Genomic DNA, 15,975 nt, shown 5'->3' on the forward strand with positions numbered 1-15,975 from the left:
GGTCGCGGCTCATCGCTCCTGAGCGTCCGGCGCCGGTGAGCTCGCCGCGCCGGCCGACGCCAGCTGCTGCGCCAGCGCGTGGCAGCGCGCCCTGAGTTCCGGCGGGTCGAGTACCTCGAAGTCGTGTCCCAGCAGGAGTACGTGCATGAGCATGGCGTCGAGGCGTTCGGCACCACTGAGCACCTCGCAGCGATCGCTCCCGCGCTCCCGTACGACGGCCGCCGACGCCGGAACCTGCGCGCGCACCGTGTCGGCCGACGCGTGCACGAGGAAGCGCGCCCGCTGCGGGTAGGCCCGGCTCGCCACGCCCTCCTGCACGTACGTCGCCGCGTCGGGTGCCGCGCGTGGGCAAAAGCACCAGGTCCGTGCGGAGACCTCGGTCATCCGGTCGACGCGGAAGGTGCGCCAGTCGGCGCGATCGAGGTCGTACGCGAAGAGGTACCAGCGCCGGTCGGAGGCGACCAGGCGGTAGGGCTCGACCCGCCGCTGTCGCACCTCGCCCCCGGACGGGTAGGCGAAGCCCGCCTCGACCTCGTCGCGGCACGCCCTGGCCAGCGTCATGAGCACCTCGGGGGCGACCGGCGTGCGGCCTGAGACGAAGGACTCCACCGAGCCGGAGAGCGCACGCACCTCGTGCCGCAGCCGGGCGGGCAGCACCTGGTCGAGCTTGGTGAGCGCCCGCAGCGTGGCGTCACCGGCCCCGGCGACCGCGCCGCCCGCGCCGACGAGCAGCGAGACCGCGGTGGCGATGGCCTCCTGGTCGTCGAGAAGCAGCGGCGGCAGCTCCTGCCCCGCGCCGAGCCGGTAGCCGCCGCCGACGCCCTGGGCGGCATGCACCGGATAGCCGAGGGCGCGCAACCGCTCGACATCGCGCCGCACCGTGCGTGGCGTGACCCGGAGCCGTTCGGCGAGCTCGGGGCCCGTCCAGACCTGGCGCTGCTGGAGCAGCCCGAGCAGCGTGAGCACCCGCTCCGTCGTACCCCGCTCGTCACCGTTAGCCGCGTTCATGCCGACACACCCTGCCAGAAATAGCGGACCGATCCTGTCCGCCATGGCTGTCAAGGTGTCTCCATGGACGCGAACGAACTCGACTTGAACCGGGCGCTGTGCGAGCAGTTGGAGTTCCACTGGAACCACCAACTCCGAGCCAGGCTGGAGGGCTTGACCGACGACGAGTACTTCTGGTCGCCGGAGCCGGTGGCGGACGACGCCTGGAGCGTGCGGCCGCGCGGCAGCTCGACGGCGCCCGTGCAGGCCGGCACCGGGGACTTCACCATCGACTACGCCTTGCCCCAGCCGGTCCCCGCGCCCTTCACCACGATCGCCTGGCGCCTCGGCCACGTCATCGTCGGCCCGCTCGCCGCACGCAACGCGGCGCACTTCGGCGCACCGGCGGCGTCGTACGAGACCTGGGAGTACGCCGGTGACGCGGCCACCGCGCTGGAGCAGCTCCGGACCCAGCTCGACGTCTGGCTGGAAGGGGTGCGCGGCCTCGACGAAGCCGGGCTCCGGGCCCCGGTCGGCGAGAACGAGCCCTTCCCCGGGCTGACCATGGCCGACCTGGTGCTGCACATCAACCGCGAACTGATCCACCACCTGTCCGAGGTCTGCCTGCTGCGCGACCTCTACCTGCACACGAAGCCCGGCACCTCCGGGGAGCGACACATGACCGCAAGGACGACACACCTCGACCCCGAAGAACTCCACAACAACCCCGCCTTCACACAGGGCGTGATCACACCCGCCGCCGCCCGCACGGTCCATGTCGGTGGCCAGCTCGGCACCGACAGCACCGGAAGGCTGCTGGACGGCATCGAGGCGCAGTCCACTCAGGCCATGCGGAACGTGCTGACCGTGCTCGCCGCCGCGGGCACCGGTCCCGAACATGTCGCCAAACTCAACATCTACCTCGTCCATGGAGTCGACGCGCAGGCGGCGTACGCGGCGTCGCTGTCGGTGTGGGGCGCTCACCGCACGGCCATCACGGTCGTCACCACCGCGGGACACGCCCGGCCGGGCGTGCTCGTGGAGATCGACGCGGTGGCGGTCATTCCCGAATAGGGCGGGCCCACGGAACAGGGCGGGCCCACGGACACGCGGGCCAGTAGCCTTCCGCCATGAGCGATCCATGGGACGCCGGCGACGACGGCATCGGCCGGGTCAGGGGAACGACGGGGTATGCCGGGGCGGCGGACGCGCTGGCGGTCCAGTACGAGGAAGTCACCTTCGACGAGGTCCACCGTGACGTGCTCGGCCTCGTACCCGCAGAGCCTGTTCGGATCCTCGACATCGGCGCGGGTACGGGGCGCGACGCCGCCGCGCTGGCGGCCCTGGGACACGAGGTCGTGGCTGTCGAGCCGACGGCGGAGCTGCGGGCGCACGGACAGCGGATCCACGCGGGCAGCGCGATCGACTGGGTCGACGACGCTCTTCCTGAGCTGGCGCTGCGTCAGTGCCGCCGTTCGGGCCGGTTCGAGGCGATCTTCGCCACCGCGGTGTGGATGCATCTGGACGCGGAGGAGCGCGGACAGGCGATGGCCAGGATCGCCGCCCTGCTGATGCCCGGCGGCCGGTTCTTCGTCAACCTCCGCCACGGACCCGTGCCCGAAGGCCGCCGCATGTTCGACGTGTCGGCCGCCGAGACGGTCGGGCTGGCTGCCGCGCACCGCCTGCGGACGGTCCTGAGCAGCGAGCGTGCCGATCTCCATGGCCGGGACGGTGTCCGGTGGAGCACTCTCGTGTTCGGGCACACCGCGCCGATCACCGCCAGGCGAACAGGCGGGTCCGGTCCGGTCCGGTGAAAAGGGCTGCCGACTGACCATGTATCGCTAGAGTGTTCGATATTTCAGTTGGCGGCGGTCCATGGAGGCCAGACGTGACATCGGCAGATCCCCACCGTGCTGAGCGCTCCGTACGGGAACGACGGGAGGCCCGGGGCCTGGCTGTGGCCGACGGCGCGACCCCCATGGACGAAGGCGTGGTGGCGCCCCGATGACGCCGAAGCCGACGCCGACGCCGAGTTCCCGGTTCCGGGCGGATGATGTGCTGGAGCTGGAGTGTCCGTTCACCGAGACCACGGTCACCGACGTCTCCCGCTTCCACGTCACCGTACGGTGGCCGTGGCTGGAGCCGGACCCGCGGGCGGAAGGCTTCAGGTGGAACGGGCAGCGGGCGCTTCCGAAGCCCGAGGCGCGTGAATACGAGCTCTTCCGGTCCGAACCGGTGGAGACCGCGCTGAAGCCCGGCGACACCTGCCGGGTGGGGATCCCCCCGACCGTGGTGCACGTCGCGGAGGTCCATCACTTCGATCCGCCCCGGGTGACCGGGCTGCTGCCGCGGCCCGCGTGCTACCTGGACGTCCTGCCGCAGGGCGAGACCTATGATCCGGAATACGAGGACCAGGCCCGCGCGTTCGATCCGGCGGGCGGTGAACCGATCCGCGCCCGACTGCTCTTCCGCCCCTACGCCTTCCTCGAACCGGGTGATGAGGTCGCCGACCGGGACGGGCGCGCCTGGCGGTTCGACGCTGCCTGGGACTGGCACCCTTTCGACGGAGCACGGGCCGGCGCCCCGGCCTGGCCGCTCGCTCTGCTGTTCCGCGGTGGCGAGCCCACGCCGGAGGAGACCGCCGCGGTCGTCCGGGCGACCGCGGACGGCAGCCACGCCGAGGAGCTGGAGCGGTGGACCGCACTCACGCTCGCCGGCCCGTCCACCGGTCAGTGGTGATCCGCGGCCGGAGCATCAGCGCGACGCCGTCCCGAAGTCCTGCGTCCAGTAGTTGCCGGACCGGGCGTGGCCCACGCCGATCTCCTTGAACGCGCAGTTGAGGATGTTGCGCCGGTGCCCGGGGCTCTTCATCCAGCCCGCCACGACGCTCTTGGGGGTGGCGTAACCGCGGGCGACGTTCTCCCCGTACGCGTGCCAGTCGTAACCGGAGCGCGAGATCCGGTCGTCCGGGGCCGAGCCGTCGGAGCCCGTGTGGGACATCTTCCTGCTCGATGCCATGTCCGTGCTGTGGGCCTGGGCGATCTTCTTCAGCTCGGAGTTCATCCTCAGTGGCGGGCAACCCGCCTTGCGGCGCTCTCTGTTGACGAGCTTCAGCACGCGGGCGGCGGCGCCGGAGGCCGTCGGGGCGCTCGTGTAGGCGGCGGGCTTCGCGGGCGGGGCGTGGCTGCCGGCCATGGCGGTGGCGGTGGGGATGGTCACGGCCGCCGCTGCGACGATCGCGACGGTCATCGTCCGGTGGGGCGTCTTCCTGCCGTGCGTCCTCATGTATGTGACCTCGCTCGATGTTCGCGGAGCCGGCTCTGCGCGGTCGGCTCCGCGCAGTTCCTGTGCCCGGTTTCGAAGGCGCCTTGCGGTCGTCATGGTCGGAATCCCCCCGAAGCGGGGCAACCAGGGGGAGTACTACCCCGGGCCGCGGAGCCGCATGGGTCCGACGTGGATCCGCATGGGGCCGACACGGAGCCGCACGGTCCGACGCCGCCGGTGGTGGCGGGGCGCCCCGCCACCACCGTCCGTGGACCTACCGCCGCCGGGTCGCCGCCGCGACGGTGGCCATGAGTTCCGCGTCCAGTACGGACGGGTCGGCCAGCCGGGTCGGGGCGGCGTACGAGTTGAGCAGCGCCTTCGTGACGCGCAGGGCGGCCTCGGGGCGGCGCACGATGGGCTTGACCCAGGCGGTGACGGCCGCGTCGAGTTCGCGCTCGGGCACGATGCGCTGCAGGACCGACAGCTCGTGCGCCTCGATGGAGTCGAAGGCGCGCCCGGTGAGGATGAGCTCGCGGGCGCGGGCGGCGCCGACCTCGTGGATGAGCCGGGGCAGTACGCCGCCCCAGGCGGTGGGCAGCCCGAGCGCCAGCTCCGGCAGCCGGAAAGCGGCGGTGTCGGCGCCCACGCGCAGATCGCAGGCGAGGGCCAGCGCGAGGCCCGCGCCGATCGCCTTGCCCTGGATCCGGGCGATGGTGACGGCCGGGTTGCCGGAGATCGCCTCGCAGACCCGGCGGGCCTTGTCACCGGCGATCCGGATGCCCCGGCCGGTGGGGTCGTCGTCGAGCCAGTCGGCGAACTCGTTCCGGTCGCCGCCCAGGCAGAAGTCGTCACCGGCCCCGCTGAGCACCAGCACCCGGACGTCGGGGTCCGGCACGGCCAGGACCGTCAACAGATCGTCCAGCATCGCCTCGGTGACCGCGTTGCCGGTCTCCGGGGCGTCCAGCTCCACGCGCAGGACGGCGCCCTCGCGTTCGGCGCGTACCGTGCTCGGCCGCCGGAACGGGGTCAGGTACTGCGGGAGCGAGAGCTTCATATCGCCACGCCCAGTGAGGTGATCCGCCGGAAGACCAGCCGGGAGGCGTAACCGGCCGGCGAGACGGAGCGCAGGGTGGGGAAGCGTTTCAGCAGCTGCGTCAGGAGGGTGCGTGCCTCCAGGCGGGCGAGGGCCGCGCCGAGGCAGTAGTGCACCCCGCCGCCGAAGGTCAGATGCGTTCCGCCGGTGCGCCGGACGTCGAAGGCGTCGGGGTCCTCGTTGCGTCGCGGGTCGTGGTTGGCGGCGCCGTACAGGACGTGGACCATGCTGTCCTTGGCGATCGGGACGCCCGCCAGCACGGTGTCCTCGGCCGCGATCCGGGTATTGATGTGGATCGGCGGGTCGTACCGCAGGACCTCGTCGACGGCGGCGTCGATGTACCCGGGGTTCTCCGCGAGCCACTCCCACCGGCCGGGTTCCCGCAGGATCAGGTCCACCATGGCCGACAGCAGCGTGGCGGTGGTCTCCAGGGAGGCGATGGTGACGAACATGGTGAGCCGGTAGAGGATCTCGTCCGCCGTGGCGCGGTCGGGCTCCCGCGCGTCCCAGGTGTGGATCCAGCCGGTGAGGACGTCGTTGCCGGGGTTGGCCCGGCGCTGCTTCACGAGCTCGGTGAAGTAGCTGCGCAGTTGGAGGGTCGCCTCGGCCGAGACGGCGAGCTGGCTCTTGGTGGGCAGCAGCTCCTGGGCGTGCACCTGGTTGTGGGTGATCTCCAGGATGTGGGCGTAGTCCTCGGGCGGTATCCCCAGCCAGGAGCCGATGGTGCTGATCGGGAGCTGCTCGCTGACCGTACTGACGAGGTCGGCCTCCCCCCAGCGCATTTTGTCGGCCAGTTCGTCCAGGAGCCGGGTGACGTGCTCCTCGACCTGCGGGGTCAGCCGCTCGATGGTCGACCGGTCGAAGAGGTTGCCGAGGCTGCGGCGCTGGCAGGTGTGCTCGGGTGCGTTGAGCCGGGAGAGCGTCTTGGTCATCTCCTGCGTGGCGACGGCTTCCCAGCGCTCGGTGTCCGCCTGGCGTTCCTGCCAGGCGAAGTCGGGCGCCAGCCAGTTGCGCCCGCGCAGCACCTCGCTGCATGTGTCGAAACCGGTGACGAAGTACGCGTCCCAGGGGGCGCGTACGACGTCGCCCATGTTCCTCAGATCGGCCAGCAAAGGGTAGGGATCAGCCTGCCCTTCGGGCGATTTGAGACGTCTCAGGAGGGAGATGAGGGCACGGCGGTCTACGGGGGGCCTGTCTGTGCCACATATAGCGCTCACGCAGAGTTCCTTGACCTGGGCTCATGGTTACCGGCAGAACCTACCCCTCCGCATATGCAGGCCATGCGTGGATCTTTGTTGCCCGTATCACAGAGAAACCCTGATCCGGCCCCTTGCCATCGACCCCTCGTGCCCCAACTTCCTCCTGCGTCACTCCAGTTGCGTGTGCGATAGGCCGGGTTATGCGTACAAGTCGTCCGGCGCACCATGATCATGTCCGGTGCGTCACACCCTGAAGACGTCCAGGAAGGAGCTCCACCAGCCCTTGGCCTTCTTCTGCGGCTCCGCGTGGGCGTGGTCGTGGTGCGCGGACGGCGTCTCGTCCGGGGTGACATTCCGGGACGGAACGGGCGACTGCGTCACCGATGCCGTGGTGGTCCGGCGGGCCGGGGCGGCGGTGAAGTGCACGGGCAGCGACACCAGGGCACGGTGGAAGGGCCCCGGACGCCATTCGACCGCGGAGGGCTGCACGGCGAGGGCGAGGTCGGGCACGGAGTTGAGGATCTTCTCGATCGCGGTGAGGGCGATGAGCTGCGCGGGGGACTTCGCCGGGCAGACGTGCGGGCCCGCGCCCCAGGCCAGGTGGGCGCCCTTGCTCAGGGTCTGGCGGGCGTCGGTGAGCGCGGGGTCGCTGTTCGCGGCGGCGAAACTGATCAGTACCGGGGTGTCCGCCTTCAGCGTCACCCCGCCCAGGTCGATGTCCTGGACCGGGTAGTGCGTCGCGTAGTTGGCTATCGGCGGGTTGTTCCACAGCACGTCGTCGAGGGCGTCCTCGACCAGCATCCCGGTACCCCGTCGGTGCGAGACCCCGGTGTCGCTGGACAGCATGAGGAGCAGCGCGTTGGCGATGAGGTTGCGCTCCGGCTCGACGCCCGCGCCCATCAGCATGACGAGCTGGTCCTTGAGCTCCTCGTCCCGCAGCCCCGCCGGGTGCTGGATGAGCCAGGAAGTGATGTCCTCGCCGGGCTGGCGCCGCTTGAGCGCGACGAGCTCCATCAGGCACTCGGTCAGCTCGGCGTTGGCCCGGAGCACGTCCTCGCCGTCGAAGATCGCGGACATGCTGCGGGTCAGCCGGTCGCCGATGTCGCCGGGGCAGCCGAAGAGCTGGTTGAACAGCAGCAGCGGCAGCAGCTTGGCGTAGTCGCCCAGCAGGTCCGCGCTGCCGCGCTCGATGAACTGGTCGATGAGGTAGTCGGCGATCCGCTCCACGTCCCGGCTGAGCCGGGTGGTGTTGAGCCGGCCGAGGCTCTCGGTGACCGCCTTGCGGAGCCGGAGGTGCTCGGTGCCGTCCGTGAAAAGGCAGTTGGGCCGGTACGCCATCATCGGCAGCACCGGGCTGTCCAGCGGCACCCGGCCCTCCCGCAGGGCCGCCCACCGCCGCGAGTCCCGGGCGAAGTAGGACGGGTTCTGCAGCACCCGGAGCGCGGCCTCGTGCTGCACGATCAGGGTGGCCTCCACGCCGGGGGCCAGCTCGATCGGAGCGGCGAGTCCGTGCGCCCGGAATTCGTCGTACACGCGCTGCGGGTCGGCGGCGAACTCCGGCCCGTAGAGCGACGTCTGGCGTTCACCGCGCATCGGGCACCCGGTGGGTGCGCTGTACGGGGTGGATCCCGGCGACGAGTCCATGTGTGATTCCTCGGTGTGAACGCGGACCCGAAGGGCCCGGACGGCGGAAGGTGAACGGGGCCCCGGAAGCGCTGGCCCGACCCGGCCCGTGCGTACGACGGTCGTACGCACGGCGGTCGGTGACAGCCTCTCAGGCCACGCGTGCCAGAAGGTGCTGGACCAGGGTGATCAGGGCCTGCGCGGACGACTTCTCGTCCCGGGCGTCGCAGTACACCACCGGGGTGTCCGGCAGCAGATCGAGCGCCTCGCGCAACTCCTCCTCGGCATGCCGGGAGTACGGATCGAAGCTGTTGACCGCGACCGCGTACTCCAGCCCGTACGTCTCGACCAGGTCGATCACCGGGAAGGTGTCGGCGAGACGGGCCGGGTCGACCAGGAGCAGCGCGCCGAGCGAGCCGCGGGCCATGTCCTCCCACAGCTCGACGAAGCGCTGCTGGCCCGGCGTTCCGAACAGGTACAGCACCAGTTCGTCGCTGAGCGTCAGACGGCCGAAGTCCAGCGCCACCGTGGTGGTCACCTTGTCGGGCGCGCCCCGCAGATCGTCGATGTGCGCGCCGGCCTGCGTCATCCGCTCCTCGGTGCGCAGCGGAGTGATCTCGGAGAGGGTGCCGATGAGCGTGGTCTTGCCCACGGCGAAGTGTCCGACGACGAGTATCTTCGCCGCACGCCGCACCGCGTCCGGCACATAGATGCTGTCAGCCGAACCGGACGTGGAGTCCATGCAACACCTCTTCGAGGATCTTCCTGTCAACGAGCTGAGCCGGCGGTGGCGCCTTGCGGCGCATCAGATGACCCTGTTCCGCTAAGTCGTTCAGCAGCAGCCTCGCCACCCCGACCGGCTGGCCGAGGTGGCCCGCCACCTCGGCCACCGACAGATAGCCGCCCGAGCACAGCTCCCAGATGGCCCGGACCTCCGGGCTCGGGTTCGGGGGCGGCTGCCGGTCGGGCGCGATGGTGACCAGGGTGACGAGGGAGAGGCCCTCCGCATCGGGCAGGCCGCGCCCGCCGGTGATGACGTAGGACCGGACGAACCCGCTGTTGACCGCCTGCTCCTCGCCCGGCGTCGTCATGCGTTCATTCCCGCGTCCTGGCGGGGAGGTGTGGTCATCGCCTTCCCCAGCGCGGCGACCTGTTGCTGCATGCGGAAGGACATGGCCTCCATGTCGACATCGGCCGCGGCGGCCGCCGCCAGGTAGGCGCCGGTGCCCGCCGCGATCAGGAAGATCCAGCCGTGGTCGTACTCCAGCAGCGTCTGCCGCCAGCGGCCCGGGGCCTGGGCCCCGATGAAGGGGGCGACGGCCCGGCTCAGCGACTGCATGGAACTCATCGCGGCCGCCACGGTCTCGGCGTCGTCCCGGCCGATCTCACTGGAGCTGGCCAGCAGGAGACCGTCGGCGGAGACGAGGATCGCGTGCCGCGCGCCGGGTACCTGGAGCACATCGTTGAGCACCCAGGACAGATCGGGGTTCACTGGAACTCGGGTCCTTCCATCGTCGTCATGTCACGCCCGGACCGTGTTCCGCGCTGGAACGCGCCCAGTCGGGAAGCGGTCTCCTCGTTGCTGCGCACCGGCTGGGGCTCGGCCGACGGCACCACCGACACCGGGCTCTTGCGACGACGCTTGGGCAGACCACCGGCGGTGGTGGCGACGGGCCCGGTGGGCAGTGGAGCGGCGATCGGCTGCGCGACCGGCGGGAACAGCGGTGTCGGGGACGGCGGAGTCGGGGACGGTGCGGGGGCCTGACGCCGGGGGAGCGCCGCCACTTCCGCTTCGTGGTGGGCGACGACCGGGGGCGGTGCGGGGACATCGCCGGTGAGCAGCTCGTCGGGCAGCAGGACCACCGCGCGTACACCTCCATAGGGCGATACGGAGTCCACCGATACCCGGAACCCGTAGCGGGCGGCGAGCACGCCGGAGACGGCGAACCCGAACTGCGGAGGGATGCCCAGGCTGGAGACGCTGATCGCGGCCTGCGGCGCGAGGAGGGCCGCCGCGCGATCCTTCTCCTCCTGGCCCATGCCGAGACCGGCGTCGTCGACGATGAGACAGACGCCCGTCGGAACGGCCTGGATGTTGATCTCCACCGGAGTGCCGGGGGCGGAGTAGTTGGTGGCGTTGGCCAGCAGCTCGGCCAGGACGACCGCGACGGGCTCCACGGCCTTGCTGACGACCGAGAAGTTCACCTGCCCGTTGATCCGGACGCGGTCGAACTGCCGGATACGGCCCTGGGCGCTGCGGGCCACGTCGAAGACGGAGGCGACGGTCTCCCGGCGCCCGAGCCAGCCGCCGCACAGCACCGCGATGCCCTGCGCCCGGCGGCCGAACTGGCTGTTGGCGTGGTCGATGGCCATCAGGTCGGCGAGCATGCCGGGGTCGTCGCCGTACTTCTGCTGAGCGTTTTCGATGACCACCTGCTGCTCGTCCGCGAGCCCCTGGAGGGTACGCACGGCGGCCTTCAGGACCGCCTTGGTCTCCTCCTCGGCGTCCCTGCGGACCTCGGCCAGCTCGGTGGAGTGCTGATGCGTCAGACCTGTGTGCGCGACATGGAGTTCGTCACGCTGACGCTGCAACATGTCGCGTTGCTGGTGTAGTTCGGAGTTCTGTCTGCGCAGCCCGATGTTGGTCTTGCGAGCCCGCAGAACGGCACCTACGGCGATCAGCGCGACGACAACCAGCGCCCACAGAAGAGGGCCCTGTGCAAATGTCATGAGACTCACTTCAAGTGCCATGGCTATGGATACGGCTTGACGCTCCCTCATGTGCCGCAGGCGCCGGGCCGGTCGAGCCAAGGCTTGCGCCACCCAGGGGAGGCCCCTCCGGATGTGGGGCCGAGGAGTCCATCCCTCCCGGAATGCCCCCATACGCCATCAGCCCACTGGAAGTAAGATGATCTTAACATCGGTCAGGCGGGCAATTGTCAAGACCGACACGCCAGTTGCACTACCGACGCGGAATGTTCACAAGCAGGCGCCGTGGCGCCCTTGCTACGGGGCCGGGTGACCGGCCCCCGGCTCCGCGCCGGGACCGGCGAGCCGGCGCAGATCCGCCGGAAGCAGCTCCAGGATGCGGGCGCGCTCCTCGGCATCGGGCTCCGCCCCCACCGCCAGCCGCAGCAGCCCCAGATGGGCCTCGGCCGTCTCCGGCACGGAGATCAGCCGCCGGGCCGCGTCGATGCGTACGGCGACGGGCGCGGCCCCGTCCGCCAGCACATCCTTCAGGGCCCGGACGGCCCGGCCGCGCGAGGACCGCCACCGCGTGAGCTTCGCCGCCGCGGCGAGGCGGTGGTGCGCGTAGGACGGCTCGCCGGCCCGCTCGTCGTCGAGCACCCGCAGGCAGGCGGCCACCGCCTCCCGCCCGACGTCGAGCTCCTCCCAGGCGGCTGCCACGGCGAGGTGCGCCTCGGGGTCGGTGGTGTGCGGGCCCGACAGTTCCCGCAGCAGGCGTCGGCCCTCCTCGCCGAGGTCATCGGCGAGCAGCGCGGACGCGGTGGCCCGCACGATCACGGGGACGGCGGGGTCGGTGGCGAGGGCGCGGATGATCGGGATGCGGTTGTGCGCCCCGCTCGTGGGGAGGCACTTGCAGATGGTGACGCGGAGCTCGGGCGGCGTTCCCGCGTCCAGCGCGAGGGCGTGCCAGGGGCCGTCCGAACTCAGGTAAGCGGTCTCGGCCGCTGCGATCCGGTCCGCCGTACGGGCTTCGGGGTCCGCGGCCCAAGCCCGCAGCAGTTCGTCCGCGCGCTCCTGGTCACGGGGCTCGCCGGACAGCCCGTAGAGACGACGCATGCTCGTGACGGTCTCCGGACGCCGCTGCTCCAGAAGCCGGAACCACCGTGCGAGGGCCGTGTGCGCGTCGAGCCCCTGGAGGGCTCCGGTCGGGGCCGAGGTTCGCTCGGCGTCCCGGTAGAGGTCCTGGCGCTCCCAGATCCCGCCGTGGATTCCCTGCGAGGACAGGCTCGCGGGAACGGCGTACAGGCTGAGGGCGACCATCGGATCCGGGTCGAGCCCGGCGACCAGGGCCTTCCACCTCGGGTAGGGAATCCACCCGAAGGAACGGGCCACGGCGTTGGCCCGGGTCTGCGGATCGGTGGCGGTGTCCGCCGCCCGGAGTACGCCCTCCCTGAGCAGCGGAACGATGTCCGCCCGGTACTGCTCGCAGCGCTTCTCGATCTCCAGGAAGGACGCCGTGGGAACGGCCGGGTCCGCCAGCAGGAGGTGCAGGCGCTCCTGAAGCGCCGCGTCCGGGGTGAGGGCGTCGGCGAGGTCGAGAAGCCGCCACAGGTGCTCGTCCAGCAGCCCGGATTCGTCGAGCATCCGGTGCAGTGCGCCCGAGGCCGCGCGGTGGTCGATGTTGGCCAGTGTGGTGAGAGCGTCGATCCGGTGGCCCGTGCCGGTGTGCCGGTCCTCGGCCGTGCGACGCAGCAGCCCCGCGGCGGTGTCCCGGTCCCCGCTGCTCAGGAGCTGCGCGGCCGCGTCGCGGCGAACGCTGCCGGGGAGCGTGGCATCGGCCGCGACGGCGGTGAGCGACGCGCCCGCCTCCGTCGACTCCATCTCGCGGAGTCGCTTGATGGCGTCCAACCGGTCCTCGGCCGCCGCGCCGGAATCCACCGCCAGACGGGTCAGCACGTCGACGGCCACGTCCTGGGCACCCAGGTCGACCAGCGGGGGAACGCAGCGGACGCGCTGGAAGACGGGCAACCGGCTGTCGGACAGGACGCCGGCGAGGATCTCCCGGCTCCTGGCCCGTTGTCCCAGCTCGCACAGAACCTCGGTCACCCGGGGGACGATCCAGGGGTCCGTGCAGCCGGCCAGGATGTCCTCCGCGCACTGCGCCGCCGCTGCGGGCCTGCCGAGCCGGACGAGCCTCATCGCCGCCCTGGTGCGGGTGTACTGGCTCAGCCGGGCGTTCTGTGCGGCAAGCTCGATCAGTTCCGCGTCGGAACACCCCGGAAGGGCCGTACGGACGGCGGCGTCGGAGGAATCCGGGTCACGGAGGATGCCGGAGAAGAAGACGTCCTCCTCGGATTCGGCGAGTCGTTCCTCACCGTCCGACTGGGCCTCTCTCGCCATGTACCGCAGGTGCAAGGGGACCGACGAGTCCGTGGACAGGTCCTTCGTGAGTTCCGGCCGGTCGGGGGAGAGCAGGAGGCACCTGAGGTAGCGCAGGACGTGCGGGTCGCCGTCGGCCAGCCCCGGGTTGGTGGCCAGCGCGTCCGCCAGCGCGGCGCGTGCGGCAGGGGTCGTCGCGGAGTGGATCTTCCTCAGTCGTGATTCGATGCGCTGCTGCGGGAAGTCGGCGGTCGCGAGAACCTCGCCGAGCACCGGTGTGCCGGTGGGGAGATCGACGGACAGGAGCGCGACCGCCGCGTCGAACCTGGCCTCCGGCAGCTGGCCGGGGTCCCGGGCCAGTCCGGTGAGGCGGAGCCGGGCTCCCGTGGGATCACCCGCGTCGGCGAGCAGTTTCGCCGCCGACGCGCGCAGGGCGGCGGGGAGATCCGGCTCGTCGGCGAGTCCGGCGGCGAGCTCCGCCGCGGCTTCGCCGTCCCGCCGTACGCAGTGCTGGAGGGCCTCGAACCGTGCCTGGTGGGGAACGGCCGGGTCACGGACGACCGCTGCGACACCCGCCGGATCGAGCACCGCGTACAGCCGGGAGAGAACGTCCTCGGGGTTGAGATCACCGACCGAGACGTACCGGTCGGACAGCTTGAGCACCGCCCGGGTGAACCGGGCCGCCATGTCCTTGTTGATCACCAGCCCGTCGCTCAGGACCGTGGCGCAGAGCAGCAGGTCCTGCCAGCCGCCGCCGTCCACGACCGTGCCCAGGAACTCTTCGAGGGGCATGCCCCGTTCGTGCCAGCGTGCGGAGATGAACAGCACGATGTTGGGCTGCTCGGCGGCGATCGCCCGGCGTACGGTCCTGAGGGCCTCCGGGTCCTTCGGGGTCAGCCGGTCGGCCATCGCGCATCCGGCGAGGTACTCCTGGATGGTCTGGTGCGGGAACCGGAGGTCCTTGCCGATCTGTGTGACCAGGCCGGTGAACAGGAGCGCGCGGGAGACCAGTTCCTTCGGGGGAGCGGCGTCGGACGCGTGCCCGCCGAGCTGCTCGGCGACCAGGTCGAGCAGCGGGCGCGTCTCCCCGCCCTGCCGCTGTTCGGCCACCGGGCGCAGCACGTCGTGCACGCTGTTCAGCAGTTCCTCGGTGACGCCGTGGACGCCCGCCTCGGTGCGGGCGAGCCGTTGCGACCCCTTCTCACGCAGGATCCGGACGAACCGTGCGTACAGTTCCGCCGGGTTGCGGGGCAGCTCGGTGAAAGCCGCGACCACGCAGATCATGGTGATGTAGAGCGGAATACGGGCCACCTCGCCCAGCCGCCCGTGCCGGAGCTCCGCCACCAGCTCCTGGGCCCGCCGCTCGGCGTCCGGGACCTTCAGCGCCTCGAACCAGGCCTTGGCCACCTCCGAGATCTGCGGGTCGCCGAAGTTGAGGAGCGAGTACCGCTTCAGCACCCGCAGCCGGTCCATGTCGGTGGTGATCAACGACCGGGTGGCCACCGCGAACCGCAGGTGCGGCTCCTGGGACCAGCGCTGGATCATCCGGATCACCTTGCCGCGGCCGTCCGGATCGAGCACCTCGTCGAGGCCGTCCACGCAGACCAGCCAGTCCACGGACGGCATGGGCGCCGTCTCGAAGAACTCGGGCAGCGGCGAGCGCCGCAGTCCGGGCAGGTCCCGGCCGACCGCGTACGCCAGCGCCTCCAGGAAGGGAAGGTTCAGCAGCTGTTCGGCGGTGATCCGTACCGGTATGTACCGGGGTGCCCGCGCCGGGTCCGAGAGCCAGTCGGAGGCGGCGGTGAACGTGAGGCGCCGCAGCAGGCTCGACTTCCCCGACCCCGCGCCGCCGGTGAACAGCACATGGCGGTCGGAGTCGAGCACGCTCTCGGCCCTCGGGCGCTTCGCGTTCGGATAGCGGTCCCCGTCGCCGATGTCGCCGTCGGTGTGGTCGCCGGTGTGGTCGCCGGTCTGCGAGGCGTCCTGCCGTACGTACACCGAGGAGAGCGGAATGTCCCGTACATCGGTCAGCAGCGCCGCGTAAGGGTGTTCGTCGGCGGCGTCCCGCGCAGCTGCCAGGTAGTCGCGCAGCTGCGGGCCCGGGTGGCTGAACTCCCCGGCCCGCAACTGCTCGTCGGTGAGCAGGTCCAGCCAGGCATCGGGCGCTTCGGGGAGCGGATGGCGGGCCAGGATCTCGGCGAGCGGGATCATGTGGGTGCTGCCGGCCTTGTTGGACCGTACGAGCATTCCGCACACCGCGCCCGTACGCCGGTTGACCACCGGGCTGCCGCTGAAGCCCTCGCCCACCGGTGTCCCGTACCCGCGGGGCATCGCCATGGGGTCGTCGAAGGAGAGCCGCGAATCGCCCAGGTACTCCAGGGCGGCCCACTGCCCGGCCCGGAAGTCCCCGCGCGGATGCCCGTAGACCGACATGCGATCGCCCAACTCGGTGTGGGGCGAGGCAAGTACGTGGGCGGAGGGGGCTTCCTCGTCCGACTCGTAGTGGAGAAAGGCGAGATCGAGGCCGTTCTCCGCGCGGTAGCAGTCGTCGGCGGAGACGGTCAGGGTCAGATCGTGCCCCGTGGCGGCGATCCGTCCCCGTACCCGTGTTGCCCCCGACACGACGTGGGCGCAGGTGACGACCGTGCCCGGAGTGAGTACGAACCCGGTGCCGCAGCCCCGGTCGTCCGGAAGATCGAGGGCGACGGTGGCCGCCTCCAGCAGCTTCTTCCAGCCGTCCAC

At 71.2% G+C, this 15,975-nt stretch carries 13 protein-coding genes; 3 read left to right on the plus strand and 10 right to left on the minus strand.

Features of this window, described 5'->3' with window-relative positions:
* Nucleotides 1-9 precede the first annotated feature (9 nt).
* Entirely contained in the window at nt 10-1,008 is a 999-nt protein-coding gene (locus ACFYY1_RS13150; protein WP_388584113.1) for a helix-turn-helix transcriptional regulator, read from the minus strand.
* 63 nt (nt 1,009-1,071) lie between these two features.
* Here ACFYY1_RS13150 and ACFYY1_RS13155 point away from each other — a divergent pair, with 63 nt between their 5' ends.
* From ACFYY1_RS13155 to ACFYY1_RS13165, 3 genes are all read left to right on the plus strand, one after another.
* On the plus strand, nt 1,072-2,061 hold the full coding sequence (locus ACFYY1_RS13155; RefSeq protein WP_388584115.1) for a DinB family protein: 990 nt from the start codon (nt 1,072-1,074) through the stop codon (nt 2,059-2,061).
* 56 nt (nt 2,062-2,117) lie between these two features.
* Nucleotides 2,118-2,801 carry a class I SAM-dependent methyltransferase gene (locus ACFYY1_RS13160; RefSeq protein WP_388584117.1) on the plus strand — a complete coding sequence of 228 codons (684 nt, stop codon included), beginning with the start codon at nt 2,118-2,120 and terminating at the stop codon, nt 2,799-2,801.
* Nucleotides 2,802-2,991: 190 nt separating this feature from the next.
* On the plus strand, nt 2,992-3,726 hold the full coding sequence (locus ACFYY1_RS13165; protein WP_388584119.1) for a hypothetical protein: 735 nt from the start codon (nt 2,992-2,994) through the stop codon (nt 3,724-3,726).
* Nucleotides 3,727-3,741: 15 nt separating this feature from the next.
* On the opposite strand, the gene ACFYY1_RS13170 is transcribed toward ACFYY1_RS13165, so the two are convergent.
* The 9 genes from ACFYY1_RS13170 to ACFYY1_RS13210 form a co-directional block, all read right to left on the minus strand.
* A complete protein-coding gene (locus ACFYY1_RS13170; protein ID WP_388584120.1) occupies nt 3,742-4,272 on the minus strand; it encodes a CAP domain-containing protein in 531 nt (176 codons plus the stop codon).
* 253 nt (nt 4,273-4,525) lie between these two features.
* Complete coding sequence (locus ACFYY1_RS13175) at nt 4,526-5,305, minus strand: enoyl-CoA hydratase/isomerase family protein (protein ID WP_388584122.1); 780 nt, start codon at nt 5,303-5,305, stop codon at nt 4,526-4,528.
* The gene (locus ACFYY1_RS13180) at nt 5,302-6,435 is read right to left on the minus strand and encodes a cytochrome P450 (RefSeq protein ID WP_388584125.1); all 1,134 of its coding nucleotides are present in this window, start codon (nt 6,433-6,435) and stop codon (nt 5,302-5,304) included. Before ACFYY1_RS13180 ends, ACFYY1_RS13175 begins: the two co-directional genes overlap by 4 nt.
* A gap of 351 nt (nt 6,436-6,786) precedes the next feature.
* Nucleotides 6,787-8,187 (minus strand): cytochrome P450, encoded by a 1,401-nt coding sequence (locus ACFYY1_RS13185; RefSeq protein ID WP_388584127.1) that lies wholly within the window; start codon nt 8,185-8,187, stop codon nt 6,787-6,789.
* Nucleotides 8,188-8,317: 130 nt separating this feature from the next.
* On the minus strand, nt 8,318-8,908 hold the full coding sequence (locus ACFYY1_RS13190; protein ID WP_385823313.1) for an ATP/GTP-binding protein: 591 nt from the start codon (nt 8,906-8,908) through the stop codon (nt 8,318-8,320).
* Nucleotides 8,883-9,257, minus strand: a complete 375-nt coding sequence (locus ACFYY1_RS13195) for a DUF742 domain-containing protein (protein ID WP_072487820.1) — start codon at nt 9,255-9,257, stop codon at nt 8,883-8,885. Before ACFYY1_RS13195 ends, ACFYY1_RS13190 begins: the two co-directional genes overlap by 26 nt.
* The gene (locus ACFYY1_RS13200; protein ID WP_388584130.1) at nt 9,254-9,658 is read right to left on the minus strand and encodes a roadblock/LC7 domain-containing protein; all 405 of its coding nucleotides are present in this window, start codon (nt 9,656-9,658) and stop codon (nt 9,254-9,256) included. The genes ACFYY1_RS13195 and ACFYY1_RS13200 overlap by 4 nt, the downstream gene beginning before the upstream one ends.
* On the minus strand, nt 9,655-10,896 hold the full coding sequence (locus tag ACFYY1_RS13205) for an ATP-binding protein (RefSeq protein WP_388584133.1): 1,242 nt from the start codon (nt 10,894-10,896) through the stop codon (nt 9,655-9,657). The genes ACFYY1_RS13200 and ACFYY1_RS13205 overlap by 4 nt, the downstream gene beginning before the upstream one ends.
* 276 nt (nt 10,897-11,172) lie before the next feature.
* Nucleotides 11,173-15,975: a trypsin-like peptidase domain-containing protein gene (locus ACFYY1_RS13210; RefSeq protein WP_388584136.1), complete on the minus strand. Its 4,803-nt coding sequence runs from the start codon at nt 15,973-15,975 to the stop codon at nt 11,173-11,175.

This window comes from Streptomyces sp. NPDC001890 (assembly GCF_042891445.1).
Classification (GTDB): Bacteria; Actinomycetota; Actinomycetes; order Streptomycetales; family Streptomycetaceae; genus Streptomyces.

Bases quoted from the DNA above. Each gene is read 5' to 3' on its own strand.
- ACFYY1_RS13170 (WP_388584120.1), bottom strand. From the start codon at position 4,272: ATGAGGACGCACGGCAGGAAGACGCCCCACCGGACGATGACCGTCGCG.
- ACFYY1_RS13190 (WP_385823313.1), bottom strand. From the start codon at position 8,908: ATGGACTCCACGTCCGGTTCGGCTGACAGCATCTATGTGCCGGACGCG.
- ACFYY1_RS13195 (WP_072487820.1), bottom strand. From the start codon at position 9,257: ATGACGACGCCGGGCGAGGAGCAGGCGGTCAACAGCGGGTTCGTCCGG.
- ACFYY1_RS13150 (WP_388584113.1), bottom strand. From the start codon at position 1,008: ATGAACGCGGCTAACGGTGACGAGCGGGGTACGACGGAGCGGGTGCTC.
- ACFYY1_RS13175 (WP_388584122.1), bottom strand. From the start codon at position 5,305: ATGAAGCTCTCGCTCCCGCAGTACCTGACCCCGTTCCGGCGGCCGAGC.
- ACFYY1_RS13160 (WP_388584117.1), top strand. From the start codon at position 2,118: ATGAGCGATCCATGGGACGCCGGCGACGACGGCATCGGCCGGGTCAGG.
- ACFYY1_RS13165 (WP_388584119.1), top strand. From the start codon at position 2,992: ATGACGCCGAAGCCGACGCCGACGCCGAGTTCCCGGTTCCGGGCGGAT.
- ACFYY1_RS13155 (WP_388584115.1), top strand. From the start codon at position 1,072: ATGGACGCGAACGAACTCGACTTGAACCGGGCGCTGTGCGAGCAGTTG.
- ACFYY1_RS13205 (WP_388584133.1), bottom strand. From the start codon at position 10,896: ATGACATTTGCACAGGGCCCTCTTCTGTGGGCGCTGGTTGTCGTCGCG.
- ACFYY1_RS13180 (WP_388584125.1), bottom strand. From the start codon at position 6,435: ATGGGCGACGTCGTACGCGCCCCCTGGGACGCGTACTTCGTCACCGGT.
- ACFYY1_RS13185 (WP_388584127.1), bottom strand. From the start codon at position 8,187: ATGGACTCGTCGCCGGGATCCACCCCGTACAGCGCACCCACCGGGTGC.